The following is a 22,222-nucleotide window of genomic DNA, read 5'->3' as shown; positions in this document are numbered from 1 at the left end:
CGAAATCTATGGATAAATACAATTCAATAAAAGGCAATAAATTTTTGCTATCTCCATTTAAAAACTCTTTTAATTATTGATTCTATAATTAAAAGAGGTTTTTTTAGTATTTATTAAGAATTCTATAATGTAGCTTCTTAAAAATTCATTATCCCCAAGGCTGATAAGGTACAACTAAAAATTTATTAATACCATTGTCTTGTGAAGAGTCTTAACAGCGTATTAATATCTAAAGTGACAATAAATCTAATTTTTTGATCGTAATTCTCCTGGGCAATTTCCCATCCTAAATTAGAATAAACAGGAAAGTAAACTTCGAAATAATCCTGAACCAAACTCATTCTCACGCCCGAATCATACAGAAATTTGGCATCTTGACCTTTGTTTTTAACCAATCCTACATCTCCATAGGCAAAGATCCACTTCCAAATGTTGGTATTCGCGTTAAAGGTGGTCATCCATTGATTTGCGAATTCGGGTTCTAACTGTGATTTAAATCCACCTTCTGCCGGGATGATTTGTTGACTAAACAAACCACTGGCCTGACTTCTTCCGTAGTAATTATAATCAAAAAGGTAATCGGTTGGACGGTCCAGTGCGAAGCTGAAATAATCATTGTCCCTTTCATCATTATAAATAAAGGTACCGGCAAACATCCGGAGATTTATTTGCCTGTTGTTCTTAAAAAGCTTTCGGTATTCCACGTCCAGGGCAACCTTGCTGAAATTTTTTGCGATTTGGTAATCGATCCCGGCGGAGATATAATCTACAAGATTCGTATCGCTGTAATTGTAACGAACATTAAATACATTGTACTCCGGTTGTTCTACAGGGTTTAAAGGATCAAGGTCCTGGTTAACATTCACATTCCGCAGAAAAAGGCTTTGGCGCTCATTATCCCGTAGATATGAATTCCTGAAATAGAATCCCAGATAAGGCGTGAACTTTTCATAGAACAAATCAAATCCATAGGAAAAACGCGTGCCACCAATTCCATAGCGCAGGGCAAAAAGATCCTGATCATCATAATAATGAGTATTGGCAATCGAAGCGGATCCCACAATGGTTTTACTGTTAAAACCAAATTTTGGGGAAATCTTAAAATCAAAATTTCGGTTAAGAATCGTCTTATTATATAATTTAGGTCCAATGGCAATACCATCATACAGGTTGTATGAAAATTCGGGCATGAAGAATAATTGATTATACCTTGGATCCTCCACATCCTGCAACAATCGGAATTGAATTGGCTTATTTAAGAGTTTTGTTACTCCCTTATAATTATCCCGTTGATTTAACTCGGGAATCTCACCTTCATAATTAAGTGCCAGACGATCTATATTATCTCTTGGAATTGTTACTTCCTTAGCTTCTCCTAAGTCCTCAACCCAGGTTTTGTAAACTATTTCGCCGTCCTTAAGGCCGTAAAGCGATACGGGCATGGCATTATTTCTTTTGTTTTTTATGGTAACCTTTAATGAGTCCGGGGATTTTTTTAATCCTGAGATTTTGAAATCAATTTTCTGGTTCGTTTTTACAAAATCTTTATAAAACCAGGAAATATCCTTTTGTGCATTTTTTTGAAGGATCTCAAGAAAATCAAACTCATTAGAAGGTTTCAGGAGATTTGTCTTATAAAATTCAGAAATGGAGTTTTTAACCGCATCTGTTTCCAAAAATGCGTCAACATATTTTAAGCCTGCTCCGGCTTTATAGGCATTGGCAATATTCTGATTAAATTTCACCAAGGAATCCTGCGCGGTGGAAAGCGGCTGATCCAGGTTCATCCTGGCCATATGTAGGTATAGAAAAGGATATTGATCGTTAAATTCAAGATCGGCAGCATGAAACCATTTGATACCTATAATATTACTCAAACTCCCAAGGACTTTCATCTTAGGATAATACGTATCCACATAATCCCGCATCAATGAAATTTGAATGGCATCATAAACCCATTGTTCTTTCCTTGGATTTAGAAGAATGGTGTTTTTAAGATATTGATTGGTGATCGCTTTTAATTGCTTAATATCATATTGAAACCCGTCCGGGAAAGGCCGTATAAACCTGGGTAATTGATTTAATCCATAAACCGGATTATTTAGGTAATCCTCCCTTGTAATCATTAGGCTTTCATGTGGATAAGAGCCAAGCCTTTGTTCCAGAAACTTGAGGATCCTGTCTATTATAAAGCCTTTCATTTGAGGGTTTAGATTTTCATCTTCAAGATTGGTCAATACCTCTTTTTTGTTTACCAAAATTGCGTCAAATCTATAGGATTTAGTAAGGAATAGATCTGAAGTAACCGTATTCTTACCAGTTAAATAGGTGGTTTTATATTTATCTTCAGTTACAAGTCGCTCTGTTTTTAGGGGCGAGGCTACATATAAATAAGGACGTGTGGAAAGTTTAATATTGATATTCGCAGGTGCTGCATATTGATTTCCTAGGTTTTTATCACTGTATAACTGCCATTCCCCATTATAAACTGCCGGGGTGATGTACCAGTATTTAAGTTTATAATTTCCAAGATCGTCATACCCAAATCGGGTAAATTTTTCTGAAGGAACTTTTACCTGATAGAGTAGATTGATGGTTGCTTTTTTACCCGGCAATAATGGTCGTGGTAAATTTACACGGATTAAATCGGGGTTTTCTTCCGGCCGTTCCCAGGAGTATAGCTGTACATTCTCATCTGTGATACTATAAATTTTGGTAGATCCCCGTTCTCCAGATCTTGCAAAATGGAATCTTCGAATGTAGTCTTCAGCAAATCTTTTGGCCAATGGAGTGCTTTTGTCCTTATAACTGTTGGCCCAATCATTTAGATATATAACGCTAAGTGTATCCTCTCCGGAATTCTCGTATAAGATTTCCTGCTGAATATTAAATGTTTGAATGGAATCATTTAAAACCGCGGTTATATTCATGGTAGTTTGCCCAAAGCAAGTACTAAGGGCCAACAATGAGAAAAGGACCAATAAATTACCTTTAAGTTTCAATAGGTACAGACTTTAAAAGATTAGTAAACCAGGGTATGGTTAATTATGCTCAAAAATAATTCAAGTAATAAAAATAGTATGAATGGGCTTCTTTAAAAATTAGGACTCAAATTATATTCATCATAGAATTTATCAAGGATTTCTATTACTTCGTCTTCGGTATCCACCAATTGAACCAGGTCTATATCGCCATCGCTTATGTTTTCAAATTCGTCCTGTAGTGTGTTACGTATCCATTCCAGCAGTCCGCTCCAATATTCGGTCCCTACCAAAATAATTGGGAATTTATCTATTTTATTGGTTTGAATAAGGGTGATGGCTTCAAAAAGTTCATCGAGTGTACCAAAACCGCCGGGCATCACAACGAATCCCTGGGAGTATTTAACGAACATTACCTTACGAACGAAAAAATAATCAAAATCCACATTTTTATTTGAATCGATGTATGGATTGTCATGTTGCTCAAAAGGCAGGTCAATGTTTAATCCTACGGAAGTTCCGCCCGCAAGATGGGCACCTTTATTTCCTGCTTCCATTATTCCGGGGCCACCTCCTGTAATAACTCCATAGCCGTGATCTACTATTTTTTGGGCTATTTTTTCAGTTAACTTATAATATTTTTGATCCGGCTTTGTTCTGGCGGAGCCAAAGATGGAGACGCAGGGGCCAATCTGGCTTAGTTTCTCATATCCCTTTACAAATTCCCCCATTATTTTGAAAATGGCCCAGGAATCATTGGTTTTTATTTCATTCCAGGCTTTGGTTCCTTGTTTTGTCCTCATCAATGTTTTTATATTTTAATGTAATTCTTTTCTCAGGTATTGTGCGGTATAACTCTTTTTATCTTTGGCTACTTCTTCCGGTGAACCGCTTGCAACAACATCCCCGCCATTCTTTCCTCCTTCGTATCCAATATCGATAATATAATCGGACATTTTAATCACATCCATATTATGTTCAATGATCACAACGGTATTCCCTTTATCGGCTAATCTATTTAATACATCCATTAAAACACGTATATCTTCAAAATGAAGTCCTGTGGTAGGTTCATCTAATATATAAAACGTATTTCCTGTATCGCGTTTTGAAAGTTCGGTTGCCAGTTTTATCCTTTGGGCTTCCCCTCCGGAAAGGGTTGTGCTTTGCTGGCCCAATGTAATATATCCTAACCCAACATCCTGTATGGTTTTCAATTTCCTGTAAATCTTTGGAATTAACTCAAAAAATGGGGTTGCCTCATTTATGGTCATTTCCAGTACATCTGAAATTGATTTTCCTTTGTATCGTATTTCCAGGGTTTCGCGGTTAAATCGTTTCCCCTGGCAGGTTTCGCATTCCACATAAACATCCGGCAGGAAATTCATCTCGATTACCCGTAATCCTCCGCCTCTGCAGGTTTCACATCTACCCCCTTTTACATTAAAGCTAAATCTTCCCGGTTTGTAGCCCCGGATCATCGCTTCAGGAGTTTTTGCAAACAGCGTTCTTATTTCAGAAAATACCCCTGTGTAGGTTGCCGGATTAGACCGTGGAGTTCTTCCAATAGGCGATTGATTAATGTCGATAACTTTATCTAAATGCTCCAGTCCTTTTATACTTTTATAAGGCATGGGAACTTTTACGCCATTAAAATAAAAGGCATTCATAATAGGGTAAAGGGTCTCATTGATAAGAGTAGATTTCCCACTTCCTGAAACACCTGTAACAGCAATCATTTGACCTAAAGGAATTTTTATGGATACATTTTTAAGGTTGTTCCCGGTAGCACCTTTCAGGATAAGATATTTTCCATTTCCTTTTCTTCGCTCTTTTGGAACTTCGATCTCCATTGTACCATTTAAATATTTGGCGGTAATGGTATTGTGTTTTTTTATTTCTGCTGGAGTTCCTTCACTAATGATTTCACCGCCATGTCTTCCTGCATGAGGACCAATATCTATAACATGATCTGCCCGTTCTATCATATCCTTATCGTGTTCTACCACAATAACAGAATTCCCAAGGTCGCGTAGTGAAATTAGTGAATTGATGAGTTTTTCATTGTCTCTTTGATGTAAACCAATGCTGGGTTCGTCAAGAATATAAAGGACACCAACTAATTGCGAACCTATTTGAGTAGCGAGGCGGATACGTTGTGCTTCCCCACCGGAAAGGGATTTTGAACCTCTGTTCAATGAAAGATAGGTTAAGCCTACATCCACCAAAAATTGAAGCCGGGTCCTTATTTCTTTTATAACTTCAGTAGCGATCAAAAGTTGCTTCTCTGAAAGCTTATCGTTTAAATTCCCAAACCATTCGGCCAGATCGGTGATGTCTTTTTGAGCCAGTTCGGCGATGTTTTGATCGTTAATCTTGAAATACAGCGACTCTTTTTTCAGTCTGCTTCCTTCACAATCCGGACATTCAATTTTGTCCATATATTCCTTGGCCCATCGTTTCAGGGAAGTTGAATCGTTGTTGTTAAAAGTAGCTTCAATAAAAGTAGCCACTCCTTCAAAATCTATTTTATAATCCCTTGTGATCCCAAGGGTTTCAGATTGTTTTGAAAATTTTTCCTTTCCTCCATATAAGATCATATCCAGTGCAGGTTCCGGAATGGATTCTACGGGATCACTAAGTTTAAAGTCGAATCTTTCTGCGATGAGTTCCAATTGAGAAAAAACCCAGTTTTTCTTTTGTGGGCCGTGTGGGGCAATTGCTCCCTTTTTAATGGAAAGGCTTTTATTTGGAATAAGTTTATCAACATTCACTTTATGCAGGGTACCTATTCCGTTACAAGTTGGACAAGCTCCTTTTGGTGAGTTGAACGAAAAATTATTTGGCTCGGGATTGGGGTAGGAAACCCCGGAAGTAGGACACATTAAATTTCGGCTAAAATAGCGAATATCACCACTTTCCTGCTCCATAACCATCAACACATCTTCCCCGTGGTACATCGCGGTTTTTATGCTCTCTTCCAGTCGCTTTTGGGACTCTGCTTTTTCATCGATCTTCAGGCGGTCCACCACGATCTCAATATCATGCATTTTATAACGGTCCAGCTTCATTCCCTTTATAAGGTCGCGTATTTCCCCATCGGTACGGACTTTTACAAATCCTTGTTTGGAAATTTGCTCAAAGAGTTCCCGATAATGACCCTTCCGCGACCGCACTACAGGAGATAAAATGCTGATGCGTTTATCTTTAAAGTCTTTAATGATAAGTTCCTTAATTTGCTCATCATTATAACTCACCATTTTTTCGCCGGTGTTATAACTGTAGGCATCTGCGGTTCTTGCAAACAGCAATCTCAGGAAATCATAAATTTCAGTAATGGTACCAACGGTACTCCGTGGATTTTTACTCGTAGTTTTTTGTTCTATGGCAATTACTGGAGACAATCCTTCTATTTTATCAACATCGGGACGCTCCATTCCCCCCAGAAACTGACGGGCATAGGCCGAAAAAGTTTCGATATACCTGCGTTGTCCTTCTGCATAAATGGTATCGAAGGCAAGGGAGGATTTACCCGATCCCGAAAGCCCTGTAATAACAACCAATTTTTCCCGGGGGATGGTTACATCAATATTTTTTAAATTATGAACCCTGGCCCCTAATACTTCTATATTCTCTTCAGCTTTAGCCATATTTTTCATCAAAGGGGCAAAGGTACTTAAACTGTTGCTAACTAAAAAGAAAGCCCGCATCCGGCGTTGTTAATTAATAGGTAAATTCTTTAGATCTTATTAAATAATAATGACCAAAAAGATTCCTAAAAAAAAGGTTTTATTATAGAATTTGACGTCTTTTTAGATCTAACTATTTTAACAAAATCCTAGTTTAGGAGGTCAATGTTAAAAAAAAATGAATTTAATCTGAAGATTAACTTTTTAGAACAAGTTTTTAACATCTTGTTTGTCAGGATAATATTACTTATTTTTTAAAGATTCATGGGTAATTTCCCCTATATTTATAATGTAAAACTCCCCCCAAGTATTTTATTGATTTCAACCCCACAATTAAAATAATACCCTTGTTTTTTGTTGATCCCCCCGGATTAACTGTGTCCGCTAACGGCACTCAAATATTATTTATTCTTCCAAATCTCAGTTTGTATAATCTGAAAGGTTGGATGTGTATTAAAATTAATTTAGGGATGAAAACAGAAAAAAAACATTTGTTGATCATTAGTAGTCAGAAAAAATTGACCGCTGACTTGAAAGAAGGCTTAAGTGTTCAATTTGTAATTCACGCGGTGAATTCTTTGCACACGGGATACTCTACCGCATTAAAGCTTTTACCGGATATTATCCTCATAGACCAAACCTCTTTAAATTTAAAAGGCCTTAGAAATCTCGGCAATTTCCGATCTACCCATTTCTTGAAAAAAAGTCATTTAATCATTTATGGCGAGGCTTTGGAAAGGACCTTAATTGAAGAGACCTATAATGATCTGGTGGATCAAACCTTTTATACTACCATTTCTACAGCTTGTTTATGTGATGAATTGCTGGAATTTGTGTCTAATGGGCGAACCTTGACCAATTATTGGAAAGATGCTTTTTTAGGACTCTTTAATATAATGGAGAATCCGGTAGTTCTGTTACAGCAGGAAAATATCATAGCCATGAACGATGCTTTTAAACATAGTTTTAAAGTGCATAAAACCGATGGCCTTAAGCTTACCGATTTTGTTCATTGTGAAAATAAAGCCAAAGTTAAAACGAGTTTGCGAAACTTTTCCAAGGGAAAGCACATGCAAGCCAATACAAAAACATCCCTACGATTGAGTAACGGGAAAATTCGTGAAGCAAAAATCAGTTTCTCCAAACTGGATAGGATGATAGACGGTCAATTTATTATGATGATACATTATTCGGAAAATTTGGAATTAAGCGACCAGGTAGGTAGTAAATCTGATCTGGTAGAGAAATGTTTTGAGGAAAACAGCATACAAACCACTTTCAATTTCAGTAAAAGAGAAAAAGAAATCATCCTGCTTTTGTGCAAGGGCTACAAAACGAAGGAAATTTCAGAAACCTTGTTCATTTCGCCAAAAACCATAGAAAAGCATAGGGCAAATATCATTAAACGCACCAATTCTGATACCATTCTTGAAAGCATTATTTACGCCATTAATCACGATTTAATCAATGTAAAAGTCACCTAAGAATAACAATAACTGAGAAAAAAGGGGGAATTCACCCATTTTTAATCAGCTATTATGAAGTTACATTTACTTCAAATAATAAGGATCACCCCCACTACGCTTCTTATTATCTAAGTAGGATAAATTTTACACTATATATAAAGTAAAAATACACACCTCGACGAGGTTTTAGAAAATTAATTTTTAACCATTCTATATATTAACAAAAACAATTAACATTATGAAAAATTTTAAATTTTGCGTTGCCTATCTGGCAATTTTTGCGATGGTCTTTACTTCCTGTAGTAAAGATGAAAACTCTAGCATAGACGGTCCAGACCAGGAACTGGCTACGCTGTCCTTTGCTCCTCTTTTGGATAATCTGGACAATGCACGTGCCGCATTGAAGCAACAGGAAAATGGTATCCCAATTTGTTCTGATACCACTCCAGACTATGTTCAAATAGTCCTCTCTAATGCTGAAGGCGATGTTGTAGGAAGTATAGGGACTCCCTTTAGCATAAACCTTGTCAACAACCAATTATTTACAATGGAAGTTCCTGAACTGCAATTGGTTCCAGGAGTCTATTCCCTTGATCATTTTGCAGTATACAATGCGGCAGATGAATTGATTTGGATTGCTCCAAAAACAGGAGGTGAATTAGCCAATTTCGTAGAAGATCCATTGCCTTTAGCAATTAATCTAGGTGCCGGAGTTAAAAAATATGTAGACGTATCTGTTTTATGTTTTGATGACCGGGATGTGAATGAATATGGTTATTTATTCTTTGAACTGAATCCAGAGCAAGCTGTTAAATTTTGTTTCTTCGTTAACGTTTGTCCTCCTGAACAAGCCGGAAGAGATTTTCCTGCAAGATATAGCGTAAGCATCTGGAGCGGTACAGATAATACCGGCCAAATGCTGTACACCGATGTAGAAAACTTTACTGGGCAATATGCGGATACAGGAGATTACTACGCTTCTCCTTTATGCTTTGCCTTACCAAGCAATGATGATATGGATGAGCCATATTTATATTATGAATTGACATTGCTAAGCTGGCCAGAAAATTATGGAACAGTTCCAATCACTGTTACTAGTGGAACTCTAACAATGGCTGATATTATTGCCAATTTTGATGGAGATGACAATGTTGATTACGAGCATTTAAGATTTGGATGCCCAGGTGGAATTCCAATTGGAGGGAACCCAACTTGTACTCCGGGTGTTCCTACGAGCGGTGATATGGATGGAGATTGTATTCCTGACGCTCAGGATAACTGTCCACAAACTGCCAATCCTGATCAGGCAGATTCAGATGGCGACGGTATAGGAGATGCTTGTGATGGGTGTCCTACTGAAGCTGGACCAGAAAGTAATGATGGTTGTCCTTTAGTAACACCTCCAACTGGATGTGGTACCGCATTTATGTTTGGTGATACACAAATAAATAATATTTCAAATTCTAATCGTTGGGGATGGGCAGAAAATTTTGATACTGCAGATGGTACTACTCAAGTCTTCAACTTTTGGAGAGGTGCCGGCCAAAATGATACCAGCAAAGGAGTATTGGCAGGAACAGTAACCATTACCGCAACTGGTGATCAAGTAGAATTTGATATAGACCTAAACACTGGCTTTACAATTTCAGACCTTCATGTTTATCTAAGTGAAGACAGTCCTGGAAATATTGCTAAAAGTCCAGGCCAATACAACCGAAATGATGAGGTTGGGGACAGTGAAACAAACTTCACTTTAACAAGAACTAGTTCAGATAGTAGTTTCTGGGTAATTGTTCATGCGGGTGATACTTGTAATTAAACTTAATTAATATAACCACCCGATCTTTTAAACCTCGGGTGGTTACTTAATTATTCAAATTAAATGAATAAATATTTTATTAACCATTCTAAATATATTATTAATCTAAACTATTAAATCATGAAAAACTTTAAACTAAAAATAGCCTATCTGGCCGCCTTTGCAATGATCTTTACCTCTTGTAGTAAAGAGGAAGCTACAACAGGCAATGATCCCGATAATATGGCTACCTTATCCTTCGGGGCTTTACTAAATGATCTTATAAGTGACCGTGCCGCTACGAAAGGCCATATTGGCTTTTTAGACGGTGTTCCCGAATGCTCAGAAGGAACAGCGGCCTATGTTGAAATAATCCTATCCCGTGACGGAGCTAACGTTGTTGGGGATGATGGAGAAGGAAATGCCTATCGTGTAGATTTGGTAAATGGCCAAATGTTTACTGAAGAGGATTCTGAACTGGAATTGGAGCCTGGAAACTATTCATTAGACTATTTTGCTGTGTTTACTGCTGATGGGACCATGATCTGGATTGCACCTATGGGTGGGGATGATGATGACCTTTCCAATTTTGTAGATAACCCACTGCCACTTGCTATTGACCTTCGTGCAGGTGTGAAAAAATATGTTGAAGTAGACGTGCTGTGTTATGACGATCGTTTTGTAAATGAATATGGATATTTATTCTTCGACATCAATGAAAACGAGGCTATCAAATTTTGTATTTTCGGAAATGTTTGTCCTCCTTCAGATGGTGGAAGACACTTTCCCGCTTCCTATAGTGTAAATGTATGGTCTGGAGATGACTCTTCCGGAACTGTGCTTTATAATGAGGTACAAAATGTAACAGGAACTTATGACAATGGGGATTTCTATGCTGAACCATTGTGTTTTGCTTTGCCAGATACAGCGGGTGAGGACGAGTATTATTTTGAAATTACTTTGCTAAATTCTGATGAGTACGGTGATGTAGTAGAAAGAGTAATCAGAAGAGGTTCGATTACCGATGATGTTGTTAGAACTTTCTTTGACGGTGAGAACAATCTTGAATACTTCCATTTCCGTGAAGGATGTGATGGAGAAGATAACGTACCGATTTTTGAAAATCCTTTAGATGAAGAGATGTATTACAAAACTTGTGCTAATTCACTTAATGGGTCTAATTCATCAGTTTTTGCTTATTTCCAGGTTAAGGGTAATGTATTAAAGGCAACAGTTCTTGCTGCCGGTGTAACTCCTAACCAGATGCATCCACAGCATATCCATGGATTAGATAGCGGGGCTAATGCTACCTGTCCTCCTGCTTCTGCAGATACTGATGGTAATGGACTTATAAGCATCGCTGAGGGATTGCCATTCTATGGTCCAGTTCTGCTTCCACTTGATTTTGAAAATGGAGATTTCCCTATGGCAAGTTCCGATGGTTCATACATTTATCAAAGAACTTTCAATATAAGTGGCCTTTCAATATCAAATTGGGAGAATTTAGTTGTAGTTGCTCATGGAAGAATGGTAGATGGTAGTTATCAGGCAACACTTCCTGTAGCTTGTGGAGAGGTGTCAAACTGTACTAACTAATTGTGGAATAATTAACTGGCCAGGAATTTCCTGACCAGTTAATTATTATTTTACTACTAACTAAAATTTTAATAATTATGAAAAATTTCAAACTCAATATTGCCTTTTTGGCAATATTTGTAATGATATTTTCCTCTTGTAGCAAAGAGGAGGCCGGAGTCCAGAACCTTGACCCGGAAAAAGCGACTTTGTCTTTTGGGGCACTTTTAAATGACCTCACAACAAACCGTGCAGCTAATAAAGCTCATCTTGGCTTTTTAGATGGCGTGCCTGAATGTACAGAAGGAACAGCAGATTATGTTGTGATTGGTCTTTCCCTGGATGGGGAAAGTATTGAATGGGCAAACGGGGAGGAAAGACTTCGTGTAGACCTTGCAAATGGTCAAATGTTCACTAAGGAAGATTCCGAACTGGAGTTGAATCCCGATGAGTATGTTTTGGATTATTTTGCCGTTTACGATGAAAGTGGAACTTTAATATGGCTGGCCCCTATGGGTGGGGACGAGGATGATCTTTCAGCCTTTGTAGATAATGCACTGCCACTCGCTATTGACCTTCGTGCAGGTGTGAAAAAATACGTTGAAGTAGACGTGCTGTGTTATGATGATCGTTTTGTAAATGAATATGGATATTTATTCTTCGAAATTGATCAAAATGAGGCTATCAAATTCTGTATTTTTGGTAACTACTGTGATGATGATGGAAGACATTACCCTGCTTCTTATAGTGTAAGTGTATGGTCTGGAAACAGTTCTTCCGGAACGATCCTTTATACTGATATACCAAATGTAACGGGTACTTATGATAATGGGGATGCCTACGCGGAACCTGTATGTTTTGCTTTGCCAGATACTGAGGGTGAAGATGAGTATTATTTTGAAATTACATTGCTTAATTCTGATGCTTATGGGGATGTGACCGAAGAGGTGATTCGCGCCGGTGTTATCACTGATGCCGATGTTAGAGCATTGAATGTAGACGATGGTACCACAGAGTACTTCCACTTCAGGGAGGGAAATTGTAACATGGGTGATGTTCCCGATCTATTGGAGGATGACCCGGGTAATGGTAATGAATGTGACCCTACAAATCCTTCTGCAGATTGTGATAATGATGGGACCTTAAACAAGTGTGATGAAGATAATCCAAATTGGGGATCTTTTGATTGTGATGGCGACAACATAATTAACTCTGAAGATGATTGTCCAACCGAAGCAGGAGTTTCAGGGCCGGCAGGAGAAAATGGGTGTCCTGTAGATAATGGCTGTATCCCTGCGCCAGGGGAAGGATGTGATACATTAACCTTTACACAATCGGTTGATTTAGATCCAAATTTACCTGTGGGACAAGATCCTTTTTATCCATTGCTGGATGATGGAAATGAAGTAGGTACAATCACTTTTGACCTCGAAGCTTCAGGTGTTAATAATATCTTGATTTCCGTAGATTTATTCGAAGGATGGGTTGCGACAGATGCTGAAATTTCTTTGCCAGCTTTTGTAAATACTCAAATTTGTGTAGAAAATATAGGCGAAAATGATTTTAGTATCACGTATGAAATTGACCTGAATACCTTTCCAGATGGATTAGATTATCCTCTATCTGTAGAATTTTCAGCAAATATTTGCCAATAGTAATAAGAATAACCGAGCGGTTGGTCAACCGGGGGGATGACCAAATCGCGAAGTTAGTCTCATTGACAACCGGTTAAACCCGGTGTTAATAGACAAGGCTGTCCAATTAATTTGGGCAGCTTTTTTATTTTTATAGATTTGATGTAATGGACAAAATGGTTAGGTGTAGAATGAAGGTTTTGTAAAGGTATTAATGCAGAGGTTTCTTAAACTTTGGAAGGAAATTTCGTAACTCTAATTTTATTCCATTGCATTATTCTTTGATCATGCGCCTGTCAAGAATAGGATCTTACAAGTAAATCTCGTCTAAGATTTGCATCAAATTAAAGCCTCTTCTCTGTAGGTTTGAAGTGGGTATAATCAATAAGTGCTGCGTGATTTTTCAGCAGCTCGCATTGTCTGCATATGTTTATCGTGTACCTATCCCTTTCGAAATGCTCCACGTAATACATTGGAAATAATAGCGCCTTTGTTTTAACCAATCCTCCTCTACCTTGAGTTCGCCTATTTAGTGGTAGGTTATACTGCTATTTTTCATACTTCTGAAGCTGTCGATTGATTGACCGATACGAAATATCTTACCTGCATTGTCTGAAAATCATTCTTCCATTTCGTTAATTGGTGAGTATATAGCTTGAATTCCTGAGTCGGTTCTGCTATTGTTTGCTGTTAATTAATTACTTCAGTGGCTTGACCCAAAAAGCCGGATGAAAGGATGTAGTAGATTTTCCTTTGTCATAAAGGAGAATTACATCTTAATTTGAATTGACCCAAAAAAATAACACATTTGTTTCCAAAAAAATCATTCTACAGGGATAAATTTAACATATCCTCCACTTGGAAATTTTATGGAAATTTTCAACCGTATTCGCCAAAACAGATTCAGATAATTTTTAAATAAAAAGTTTCATAATAAAATTATATACTGTTACAATTAAAAATTTTTAGCAGTAATAAAATGAATTTTCATTCATTTTTTGGTAGAGGAAATTAGAAAGTGAGCAGTGTTTTTTATCGTCTAATTTTACCTTTAAGCGATCCAAAATGGATAATTTGCCATAACCTGAAATAAATTTCTTACAAAAAAAATTGGACGTTAACATTTTTTATGTAGTTTAGCTAAACTTAAGTTAAAGTTCTGTACAGATTTCTCCCCCCGAATTTGTATAAAATGTTTGGATTTTTTTCCAGTTATTCAGTTTCTAATAAGTTTTTCCTACAAAAATTTATTGGAAGAGGGATAATTGAAATTGTAAAGCGCTTTGCATGATTATAATGGAATGAAGTTTGAAACAACCCTGATCATTAAGAAATTATTAACCTATGGACACTAAATAAAATTTGTTCATTAAAAACTTTACCCCAAGTTATGAGAAAGACTCATTTATTGTATTTATTACCGGCCCTAGCTATTCTGTCCTGTACAAAAGACGAAATTACCGACCAGGAGTTTACAGAAGAGCAGACTACTCAAATTTCAGAAACAACTTCCCTATTAGCCAATGTTGAAGTGGCTTACCCCACAGAATCAGGAAAACTTAAAGATGTATATTTTGCAGGTCAAAAAATCACTGTCGAACAAATAGATGGAGATTTGATCTACGAGGGAGACATTATTTTCTCTGAAGATATGGTAACCTCAAGTGAGGTCAAACTGGTTTATGAAGAAGGTGAAACCCCTTCACAGCAAAAGAGTGTTGGAAGAACATCTGCCAGATGGCCTGATAATACCGTTTATTATGCGATTGACTCAAATCTTCCCGATCAAAAAAGAGTTTCCGACGCCATAAGTCATTGGGAATCAAATACTTCCCTTAAATTTGTAAAAAGGACCAGTCAATCCAACTACATTCATTTCACTACTGGTTCTGGTTGTTCTTCCTATATAGGAATGGTAGGAGGAAGGCAAAACATTAGCCTGGCCTCCGGATGTACCACAGGAAGTACAATTCACGAGATAGGTCATGCTGTTGGTTTATGGCATGAACAGAGCAGAATTGACAGAGACAGTCATATAGCGATCCAATGGGATAACATTCAAAGTGGAACTGAGCATAACTTTAAAACCTATGCACAAAGCGGATTTGATGGGAAAGAGTATACCTCCTCTTTGGATTTTGGTTCTATCATGATGTACGGTCCTTATTCATTTTCGAATAATGGGCAACCAACTATCACCAGAGCGAATGGTAGTAGTTATTCAGTTCAGAGAACTTCCCTTTCAAATGGTGATTTGCAGGGTATAAAATCAATGTATCCATCTACAACGTCTCCTACAGAACCTACCTATATAAATGGGGAATATTATACCATTGCCGGTTTGACCGTTCTTCGTTATTACGATAACTGGTATTACAACGGCCCATACGGTATGCGGGCTGTAAAACTTGTGAATGGTATTTGGTACTATAGATAGTTTTTAACGTAATTTTTATAAAAAGGTCTGGTTTTACCAGACCTTTTTTTTTAGCATCTAATTGAAAAAATATATAGAAGCCTTAATTATTAACTTTGTGTTCAAAAGGTATTAAACTGATTCTAAGCGACACATGGCTATACGTGTGATTTTTTGTAGAATGCCCATTTATGTGTGGAATATTTCCCCACTTTTCTTTAGGAGATTTTTAACTAAATCCCGGTACAAAACTTTAACATAATTATGTTTTAATTCATGCTATTATTTTGACTTACAGAAATATAAAAAATGAACTAAGACGCAACAACGCGTTTATCTACTCCGCCTTCCAGTTTGCAATTCGGTAATTTTAAAATTGCTTCCACCTTTCCAATTATCTTTGAGTTCCTTACTGAACATTATTAGCCTTTTTCCTGTAGGTTTTAAAGCAATCCTTAATCAAACGCATTTGGTTCAAACCAAATTTCATCCGGTAACCATTAATGATGTAATCGTGGAGCATTTACCGCTTCCGGCATCCTCATCTTAAATTCTTCCGCATTTAAAATTGTTTGCATAAAGGATGTGCTAGTAGTTGAACCTCCGGGAATTCTCACTGCCGTCCAAAATTGAAATTTATAGTAAAAAAAATAGGGGTTTTTTCCCCTATTTAAACCAATCCTTTTTCATTAATTTTAGTTTCTCTTACAGATAATTTCCATCTCCCTCAATCTGTAAAAAAATATCCCCTTAAGGCCCCTTTATAATTACTTAATTCTATTTGTGAAATTTCAGAAGTGAGATTGATTCATTTTCGGATTTTTTCAAATTATTTAAATCAAAATAGTATGAAATGAGCATAACGCGAATATGTAACAATTAACGATTAATTTATGCGAATTGCTCCCGTTAGCTTCGGGAGAGAATTAAAAAACCATAAAAAACACCTATGAAAACTCTTAAAATTTCACACTCGTTTGTTCTTGCAGTTCTGTTCTTAATTTCAAGCTGCAGTAAAAATGATGATTCAACTATTATTTCAGAAAATCCAAATGGTGTTGGAATGCTTTCGTTTGGAACTGTTCCTGTAGTAAATTCCCGAAGTGTGGGGACAGTAATCGCTTATAAACAAATGGATTGCTCTAAATCTTTAAAAATGGTGAGAATTGCATTAAAGGATAGTCAAGGAAATTGTTTTTATGGTAATAGTAAATCTGGATTTCATGAATTTGAAATGAGCCCAAATGGTTATGATACAAACAATGACGCTATTTTGGATACCTGGAATACAGTTGAAGATAAAAAGTTAATGTTACCAGTAGGTACTTATACCCTGGAATATTTTGCAGTGTTAAATAATAGTGGAAAAGATTCACAAATTATAATGATGGCACCAAGAAAAGGGAATGAAGATAATCCCATACAATTAAATACCCTTGTATCTAATTCCTTACCGTTAGAAATAAACATTAGAGAAGGTTTAGAACATTATTTACCAATAGAAGTTTTATGTTTTACAAGGGATCAGGCCAATGTTTTTGGATTTTATTTTATTGAATATGACGATCCAGATCCATTTTATTTATGTTCAATCTAAAATCCAATGGCCGTATCATCCCCGCGTTTATCGGCTCCACCTTCGAGTTTGCCGTTAGGTAGTCTAAGAATAGCATCTACTTTTCCAATGATTCTGGAATTACCTTCCTGAACATTATAGCCTTTCATTTTTAGTTTTTCCAGCAATGTTTTATCAAAGGCATTTGGCTCAAACCAAATCTCATCCGGTAACCATTGATGATGAAAGCGGGGAGCATTTACAGCCTCCTGCATCCCCATATCAAATTCTGCCACATTAAGAATGGTTTGTAGTACGGAGGTTATAATTGTGGAACCTCCTGGTGTTCCTACTGTCATCCAAAATTCGCCGTTTTTTTCAACAATTGTTGGCGTCATAGAACTCAACATTCTTTTTCCTGGTTCAATAGAATTAGCTTCCGCTCCTATCAACCCGAACATATTTGGAACTCCCGGTTTTGCGCTGAAGTCATCCATTTCATTATTCAGAAAGAAACCTAATTCCTCAACATAAAGCTTAGAGCCATAAGCGCCATTTAAAGTTGAAGTAACAGCGATGGCATTTCCAAATTGGTCTACGATAGAGTAGTGGGTGGTTTCCTCACTTTCATACCCTGGAATTTGACCATGCTTTAAGCTGGAGGAGGCGGTGGCTTCCTGAAAACTAAAACTGCTCATCCGGTCTTTTAAATAGGCTTCACTGGTTAGCGTTTCTACAGGTACTTCATAAAAATCTGGGTCGCCTAAATAAAAACTCCTATCGGCATAAGCGCGTCGTTCAGCCTCTGTGAGTATTTGAATGTATTTTAAGTTATTATGACCATATTCATCAATAGGATATGGATTGATCATTTTCATAATTTGCGCTAATGCAATTCCACCACTGGAAGGAGGTGCCATAGAAATTATTCTTAAGTCTTTATAATTAAAAGTTACAGGTTCTCTCCAAACCGTTTCATAGTTTAGAAGGTCTTCCAGGGTGACGATCCCGCCATTTTCCTGAATGAATTTAACAAGGGTTTCACCAGTGCTACCGCCGTAATATTCATCTCTTCCATTGATCATTAATTTTTCTAAAGTTCTTGCCAGAGCTGGATTTTTTATGGTATCTCCTGCGGAATAACTTCTAGTATAAAGGATCTCTTCGTGGTTAACCTTCTTAAATTCTGACTTGTAATTATTTAAACCTTCGGCCTGACCTTCGGTAACTACATATCCTCTTTTTGCCAGTTCAATTACCGGAGTAAGGATTTTAGAAATAGGTAAAGAACCCAGTTTTTCATGAACCGAAAATATTCCGGCTACAGTACCAGGTACTCCTATAGCAAGCGAACCTAACTGACTTTTTTCAGGTACCGGATCTCCATTTTCATCCAGATACATATTTTTAGAAGATGCAAGTGGGGCTTTTTCCCTGAAATCAAGGCTTCCTATTTCTCCATTAGCTTTTCTAAAAACCATAAAACCACCACCGCCAAGGCTGCCGGCAAATGGATAGCTTACGGCGAGTGCCATTTCTGTAGCAACCATCGCATCAAACGCATTTCCGCCTTGTTTCATAATGTCGGCTGCAATTTTTGAAGCTTCTGCACGTGCAGAAACAACCATGGCCTTATCTGTAATAAGTCCAACCTCAGGAGCTTTTGCTACAACCGTTGGTGGGGGAGTTTTACAGGAATAAAGCAGACTGATAGCAAGGAATAAAATAATTTTTTTCATAGGTAGCTGTTTATTGTTTTTTAATGGTCTCCCGATAGCTCGGGATTAATTCGCATAGCTTTATCGGTGTTAATATCGTATTCCCGTTATGCTCATTTCGTAGTGAATTGTACTCTGTTAGGATTCAAGTTTAGTGATTTGTTCGTTACAAAAATTTTCCAAATCAGTAAAAAAAGACCTGAATTCTTCTTCAAATTCGGAATAATATAGTTTTAATTCGGTGGTGGCAAGCTGCATCTTAGATCTGTTTTTTGTGCGTTGATCCATTTGAAAAAGAATTATCCCAATCCCTTCAATAGTAGCATAATTAAGTAGCCAGTTATCACGGATCATATAAGGAAGGAAATCCTTTACTTTCTTTGGTAGAATTTCAAAATTATCATTTAATAGTTCATAAAATTCAGCAACATATTTTTCCAGGGGTACTTTTGAGTATTTACTCCAGTTGGCGGCCAGGAAATGATCATATAAAATATCCACAATTACTGCACTATAATGACTGTAAACAGGAAATAACCTGTGTACACTTTTTTTTACTACCGGATGAGAATCTGTAAAAGTATCCATTGCCCGGTGCAGAATAATTCCATTTTTAACTTTTTCCGGGAAGCCAATAAACTTCCTGCCCTTTACAGAGTCTGCAATAAAATTCCCAATCTTCAAATGCTCGTCCTCTCCGGAAAGATAAATATGTGCCAGGTAATTCATTTGGACAAGATACTAATTTATGTGTTTTCCTGTTTAATTTCTGTTAAGTTTTGGGCATAGGTGGTAGAGGCTTGTATATTTGTCTTTTTGGAGGCGAGGAAAATTTAAAGTTCAACATCCAAAGTTCAGTTTAACGTTTAGGCTTTAACGTTTAACGTTTAGGGTTAAAATTCATATGAAAGAATGAAGAAGAGACTAGGGGAAATGGATAGGAACATGATTCCCTGGGCCGAAAATCCCAAATCCCAAATTCCAATGTTTCGATCTTTCAAATTAACCAATTAACGATTTTACGATTTTACAAATTATTAAATTAACAAATCAACCAATCAACAAATTTTTAAAGGATGAGTTTAATAAAATCAATTTCAGGAATAAGAGGAACCATAGGAGGCAAACCGGGAGATAATTTAACACCCTTGGATACCGTAAAATTTGCAGCAGCGTACGGAACCTGGTTAAAAAATGAAAACCCGGGTAAAAAACTTAAAGTGGTTCTTGGTAGAGATGCAAGAATAAGCGGAGCAATGGTTCAAAATCTGGTAATGAATACCCTTGTAGGGATGGGAATTGATATTGTTGATGTTGGACTTTCAACTACCCCAACTGTTGAGATCGCAGTCTCTATGGAAAAGGCCAATGGAGGGATCATACTTACCGCCAGCCATAATCCCAAACAATGGAATGCATTGAAATTGCTGAATCATAAAGGAGAGTTTTTAAATGGAGCCGAAGGTGAAAAGATCCTTATAAATGCTGAAAATGAAGAATTTTTATTTGCTGAAGTTGATGATCTTGGGAAAATTGGCGTAATTGAAGATTATATAGACAGGCACATTGAAGAAGTTTTAAACCTAAAGCTTGTTGATGCCGAAGCTGTATCCAAAGCCGGGTTTAAAGTTGTAGTGGATGCCGTAAATTCTACCGGAGGGATTGCCATCCCTGCATTGCTGAAGAAAATGGGGGTTGAGGTTGTGGAATTATATTGTGAGCCAAACGGTCATTTCCCCCATAATCCCGAACCTCTAAAAGAGCATTTGGGAGAGATCTCAAAACTAGTTGTTAAGGAAAATGCAGACCTGGGGATCGTGGTAGACCCAGATGTGGATCGCCTCGCTCTTATAGATGAAAAAGGCCAGATGTTTGGCGAAGAATATACCTTGGTTGCCTGCGCAGATTATGTGCTTTCTAAAACACCGGGATCAACGGTTAGCAATTTGTCCTCCTCACGTGCTTTAAGGGACCTTAGCTTAAGCCATGGTCAGAAATATCAGGCCAGTGCTGTGGGGGAAGTGAATGTTGTTCAGTTAATGAAGGATACCAATGCAATTATTGGGGGAGAAGGAAACGGAGGGATTATTTATCCAGAATCTCATTACGGTCGTGACAGTTTGGTAGGAGTAGCTTTATTTTTGACATACCTGGCAGAAAAGAAAATGTTGGTTTCCGAAATAAAGGAATCGTATCCACAATATTTTATGAGCAAAAACAAGATAGAATTAACTCCAGATCTGGACGTAGATGAGATTTTAAGAAAGGTTCAGGAAAATCATAATTCAGAAGAGATCACCACAATTGACGGAGTGAAAATAGATTTTTCTGAAAACTGGGTGCACCTTAGAAAATCCAATACAGAACCTATAATAAGAATTTATACCGAGGCAAAAAGCCAGGAGGAAGCAGATAAGCTCGCTCAAAAAATGATACGTGAGATTGAAGAAATTGTTGCTTAATCCCGTTTAAATATCACGGCATCTTTTGGGATGGAAGCATTTCGGTGTTTCCATCTTTTATGTGTCCAAAGGTAATATTCAGGGGCTTTTCTTATTTGTTTTTCCAATTCGGTCAAATAGTCTCCGGTAATTTTAAAAGCAGGTTCCTCCTTTGGATGATCGGAAAGCCTGATAAAAGTAGCCTGATAATATCCTCGTTTTAGCTTCTCTACCTGTATATAAACCACCGCTATATCCAGTTTAGTGGCCAGCTTTTCTGCCCCCATAAAAACAGGAACAGTACTGCCCATAAATTCTGTCCAGAATTTAGAATGGCTCAGTTTTGGGGATTGATCTGATACCATAAAATATATTCCGGGTATTCGTTCCCTTTGATTGCGTATAATTTTGCCAATAGTCTCACTGCTGGAAATAAGTTCAGCACTAAACCTCGCGCGAATATCTTTTGCTAATTTATCAAAGTGCTTGTTTTTAATTTTCTTGTATATTCCAAATGCTTTATAATCAATACCGTATAATTGTATGGAGTTAGCCCATTCATAACTTGCATAATGCCCGCACATTACAATTATGCTTTTATTCATTTTGCGAATGCGTTCAATTTCTTCCAGGTTGGTAAATGTAAAACGTTGTTTAAGCTGGTTATTGGAAATGGAGATGCTTTTTACCATTTCCAAAAACATATCACACATATGTATGTAAAATTTTCGCGTAATTATTTTTATTTCTTCTGAAGACTTTTCGGGAAAAACAAGTTCCAGGTTTTCGATTACAATTTTTTTTCGATACCCAAGAATGTGATAAACCAGGAAAAAAACAAGGTCGGAAACCATGTAGAAAAGGGGGAATGGCAAACGTGAAATAAGCCATAAAAAAGGGTAAACCAACCAAAAAACTAATCCTTGCATCCACAAAACATTTCAGCAAA

13 protein-coding genes are annotated in these 22,222 nt (G+C 37.1%); 7 read left to right on the top strand and 6 right to left on the bottom strand.

Translation table 11 applies throughout. The features are described from left to right. Positions 1-185 precede the first annotated feature (185 nt). From GILLI_RS03660 to uvrA, 3 genes are all read right to left on the bottom strand, one after another. On the bottom strand, positions 186-3,002 hold the full coding sequence (locus GILLI_RS03660; RefSeq protein ID WP_006987777.1) for a gluzincin family metallopeptidase: 2,817 nt from the start codon (positions 3,000-3,002) through the stop codon (positions 186-188). Positions 3,003-3,094: 92 nt separating this feature from the next. Further along, positions 3,095-3,784, bottom strand: coding sequence for an LOG family protein (locus GILLI_RS03655; protein ID WP_006987776.1), 690 nt, complete (start codon positions 3,782-3,784; stop codon positions 3,095-3,097). A 15-nt stretch (positions 3,785-3,799) separates the two neighbouring features. After that, positions 3,800-6,631 carry an excinuclease ABC subunit UvrA gene (gene uvrA, locus GILLI_RS03650; protein WP_040506802.1) on the bottom strand — a complete coding sequence of 944 codons (2,832 nt, stop codon included), beginning with the start codon at positions 6,629-6,631 and terminating at the stop codon, positions 3,800-3,802. 509 nt (positions 6,632-7,140) lie between these two features. Here uvrA and GILLI_RS03645 point away from each other — a divergent pair. From GILLI_RS03645 to GILLI_RS03620, 6 genes are all read left to right on the top strand, one after another. Continuing rightward, on the top strand, positions 7,141-8,154 hold the full coding sequence (locus GILLI_RS03645) for a response regulator transcription factor (protein ID WP_156798633.1): 1,014 nt from the start codon (positions 7,141-7,143) through the stop codon (positions 8,152-8,154). A 220-nt stretch (positions 8,155-8,374) separates the two neighbouring features. Further along, positions 8,375-9,955 (top strand): thrombospondin type 3 repeat-containing protein, encoded by a 1,581-nt coding sequence (locus GILLI_RS03640; RefSeq protein WP_006987773.1) that lies wholly within the window; start codon positions 8,375-8,377, stop codon positions 9,953-9,955. Positions 9,956-10,075: 120 nt separating this feature from the next. Beyond that, entirely contained in the window at positions 10,076-11,530 is a 1,455-nt protein-coding gene (locus GILLI_RS17580; RefSeq protein ID WP_006987772.1) for a hypothetical protein, read from the top strand. A gap of 77 nt (positions 11,531-11,607) precedes the next feature. Continuing rightward, on the top strand, positions 11,608-13,164 hold the full coding sequence (locus tag GILLI_RS03630) for a hypothetical protein (protein WP_006987771.1): 1,557 nt from the start codon (positions 11,608-11,610) through the stop codon (positions 13,162-13,164). Between the two features lie 1,369 nt (positions 13,165-14,533). Further along, on the top strand, positions 14,534-15,580 hold the full coding sequence (locus GILLI_RS03625; RefSeq protein WP_006987770.1) for a M12 family metallopeptidase: 1,047 nt from the start codon (positions 14,534-14,536) through the stop codon (positions 15,578-15,580). A 928-nt stretch (positions 15,581-16,508) separates the two neighbouring features. Then, the gene (locus GILLI_RS03620; RefSeq protein WP_006987769.1) at positions 16,509-17,156 is read left to right on the top strand and encodes a hypothetical protein; all 648 of its coding nucleotides are present in this window, start codon (positions 16,509-16,511) and stop codon (positions 17,154-17,156) included. Here the strand turns inward: GILLI_RS03620 and ggt are convergent. Together ggt and GILLI_RS03610 are read right to left on the bottom strand one after the other, a co-directional pair. Beyond that, entirely contained in the window at positions 17,153-18,853 is a 1,701-nt protein-coding gene (ggt, locus tag GILLI_RS03615; protein ID WP_006987768.1) for a gamma-glutamyltransferase, read from the bottom strand. The two genes, GILLI_RS03620 and ggt, sit on opposite strands and share 4 nt — an antisense overlap. 117 nt (positions 18,854-18,970) lie before the next feature. Beyond that, on the bottom strand, positions 18,971-19,561 hold the full coding sequence (locus GILLI_RS03610) for an acyl carrier protein phosphodiesterase (RefSeq protein ID WP_006987767.1): 591 nt from the start codon (positions 19,559-19,561) through the stop codon (positions 18,971-18,973). Positions 19,562-19,908: 347 nt separating this feature from the next. Between GILLI_RS03610 and glmM the strand changes: the two genes are divergently transcribed. Next, positions 19,909-21,294, top strand: coding sequence for a phosphoglucosamine mutase (gene glmM, locus GILLI_RS03605; protein ID WP_006987766.1), 1,386 nt, complete (start codon positions 19,909-19,911; stop codon positions 21,292-21,294). On the opposite strand, the gene GILLI_RS03600 is transcribed toward glmM, so the two are convergent. Continuing rightward, positions 21,291-22,202: a lysophospholipid acyltransferase family protein gene (locus GILLI_RS03600; protein WP_006987765.1), complete on the bottom strand. Its 912-nt coding sequence runs from the start codon at positions 22,200-22,202 to the stop codon at positions 21,291-21,293. The two genes, glmM and GILLI_RS03600, sit on opposite strands and share 4 nt — an antisense overlap. Positions 22,203-22,222: the final 20 nt, after the last annotated feature.

This window comes from Gillisia limnaea DSM 15749 (genome assembly GCF_000243235.1).
Classification (GTDB): Bacteria; Bacteroidota; Bacteroidia; order Flavobacteriales; family Flavobacteriaceae; genus Gillisia; species Gillisia limnaea.
This window is presented reverse-complemented; position numbering and strand designations above follow the sequence as displayed.

Coding starts and splice junctions, on each gene's coding strand:
- GILLI_RS03655 (WP_006987776.1), bottom strand. CDS start 3,784: ATGAGGACAAAACAAGGAACCAAAGCCTGGAATGAAATAAAAACCAAT.
- uvrA (WP_040506802.1), bottom strand. CDS start 6,631: ATGGCTAAAGCTGAAGAGAATATAGAAGTATTAGGGGCCAGGGTTCAT.
- GILLI_RS03645 (WP_156798633.1), top strand. CDS start 7,141: ATGAAAACAGAAAAAAAACATTTGTTGATCATTAGTAGTCAGAAAAAA.
- GILLI_RS03640 (WP_006987773.1), top strand. CDS start 8,375: ATGAAAAATTTTAAATTTTGCGTTGCCTATCTGGCAATTTTTGCGATG.
- GILLI_RS17580 (WP_006987772.1), top strand. CDS start 10,076: ATGAAAAACTTTAAACTAAAAATAGCCTATCTGGCCGCCTTTGCAATG.
- GILLI_RS03630 (WP_006987771.1), top strand. CDS start 11,608: ATGAAAAATTTCAAACTCAATATTGCCTTTTTGGCAATATTTGTAATG.
- GILLI_RS03625 (WP_006987770.1), top strand. CDS start 14,534: ATGAGAAAGACTCATTTATTGTATTTATTACCGGCCCTAGCTATTCTG.
- GILLI_RS03620 (WP_006987769.1), top strand. CDS start 16,509: ATGAAAACTCTTAAAATTTCACACTCGTTTGTTCTTGCAGTTCTGTTC.
- ggt (WP_006987768.1), bottom strand. CDS start 18,853: ATGAAAAAAATTATTTTATTCCTTGCTATCAGTCTGCTTTATTCCTGT.
- GILLI_RS03610 (WP_006987767.1), bottom strand. CDS start 19,561: ATGAATTACCTGGCACATATTTATCTTTCCGGAGAGGACGAGCATTTG.
- glmM (WP_006987766.1), top strand. CDS start 19,909: ATGAGTTTAATAAAATCAATTTCAGGAATAAGAGGAACCATAGGAGGC.
- GILLI_RS03600 (WP_006987765.1), bottom strand. CDS start 22,202: ATGCAAGGATTAGTTTTTTGGTTGGTTTACCCTTTTTTATGGCTTATT.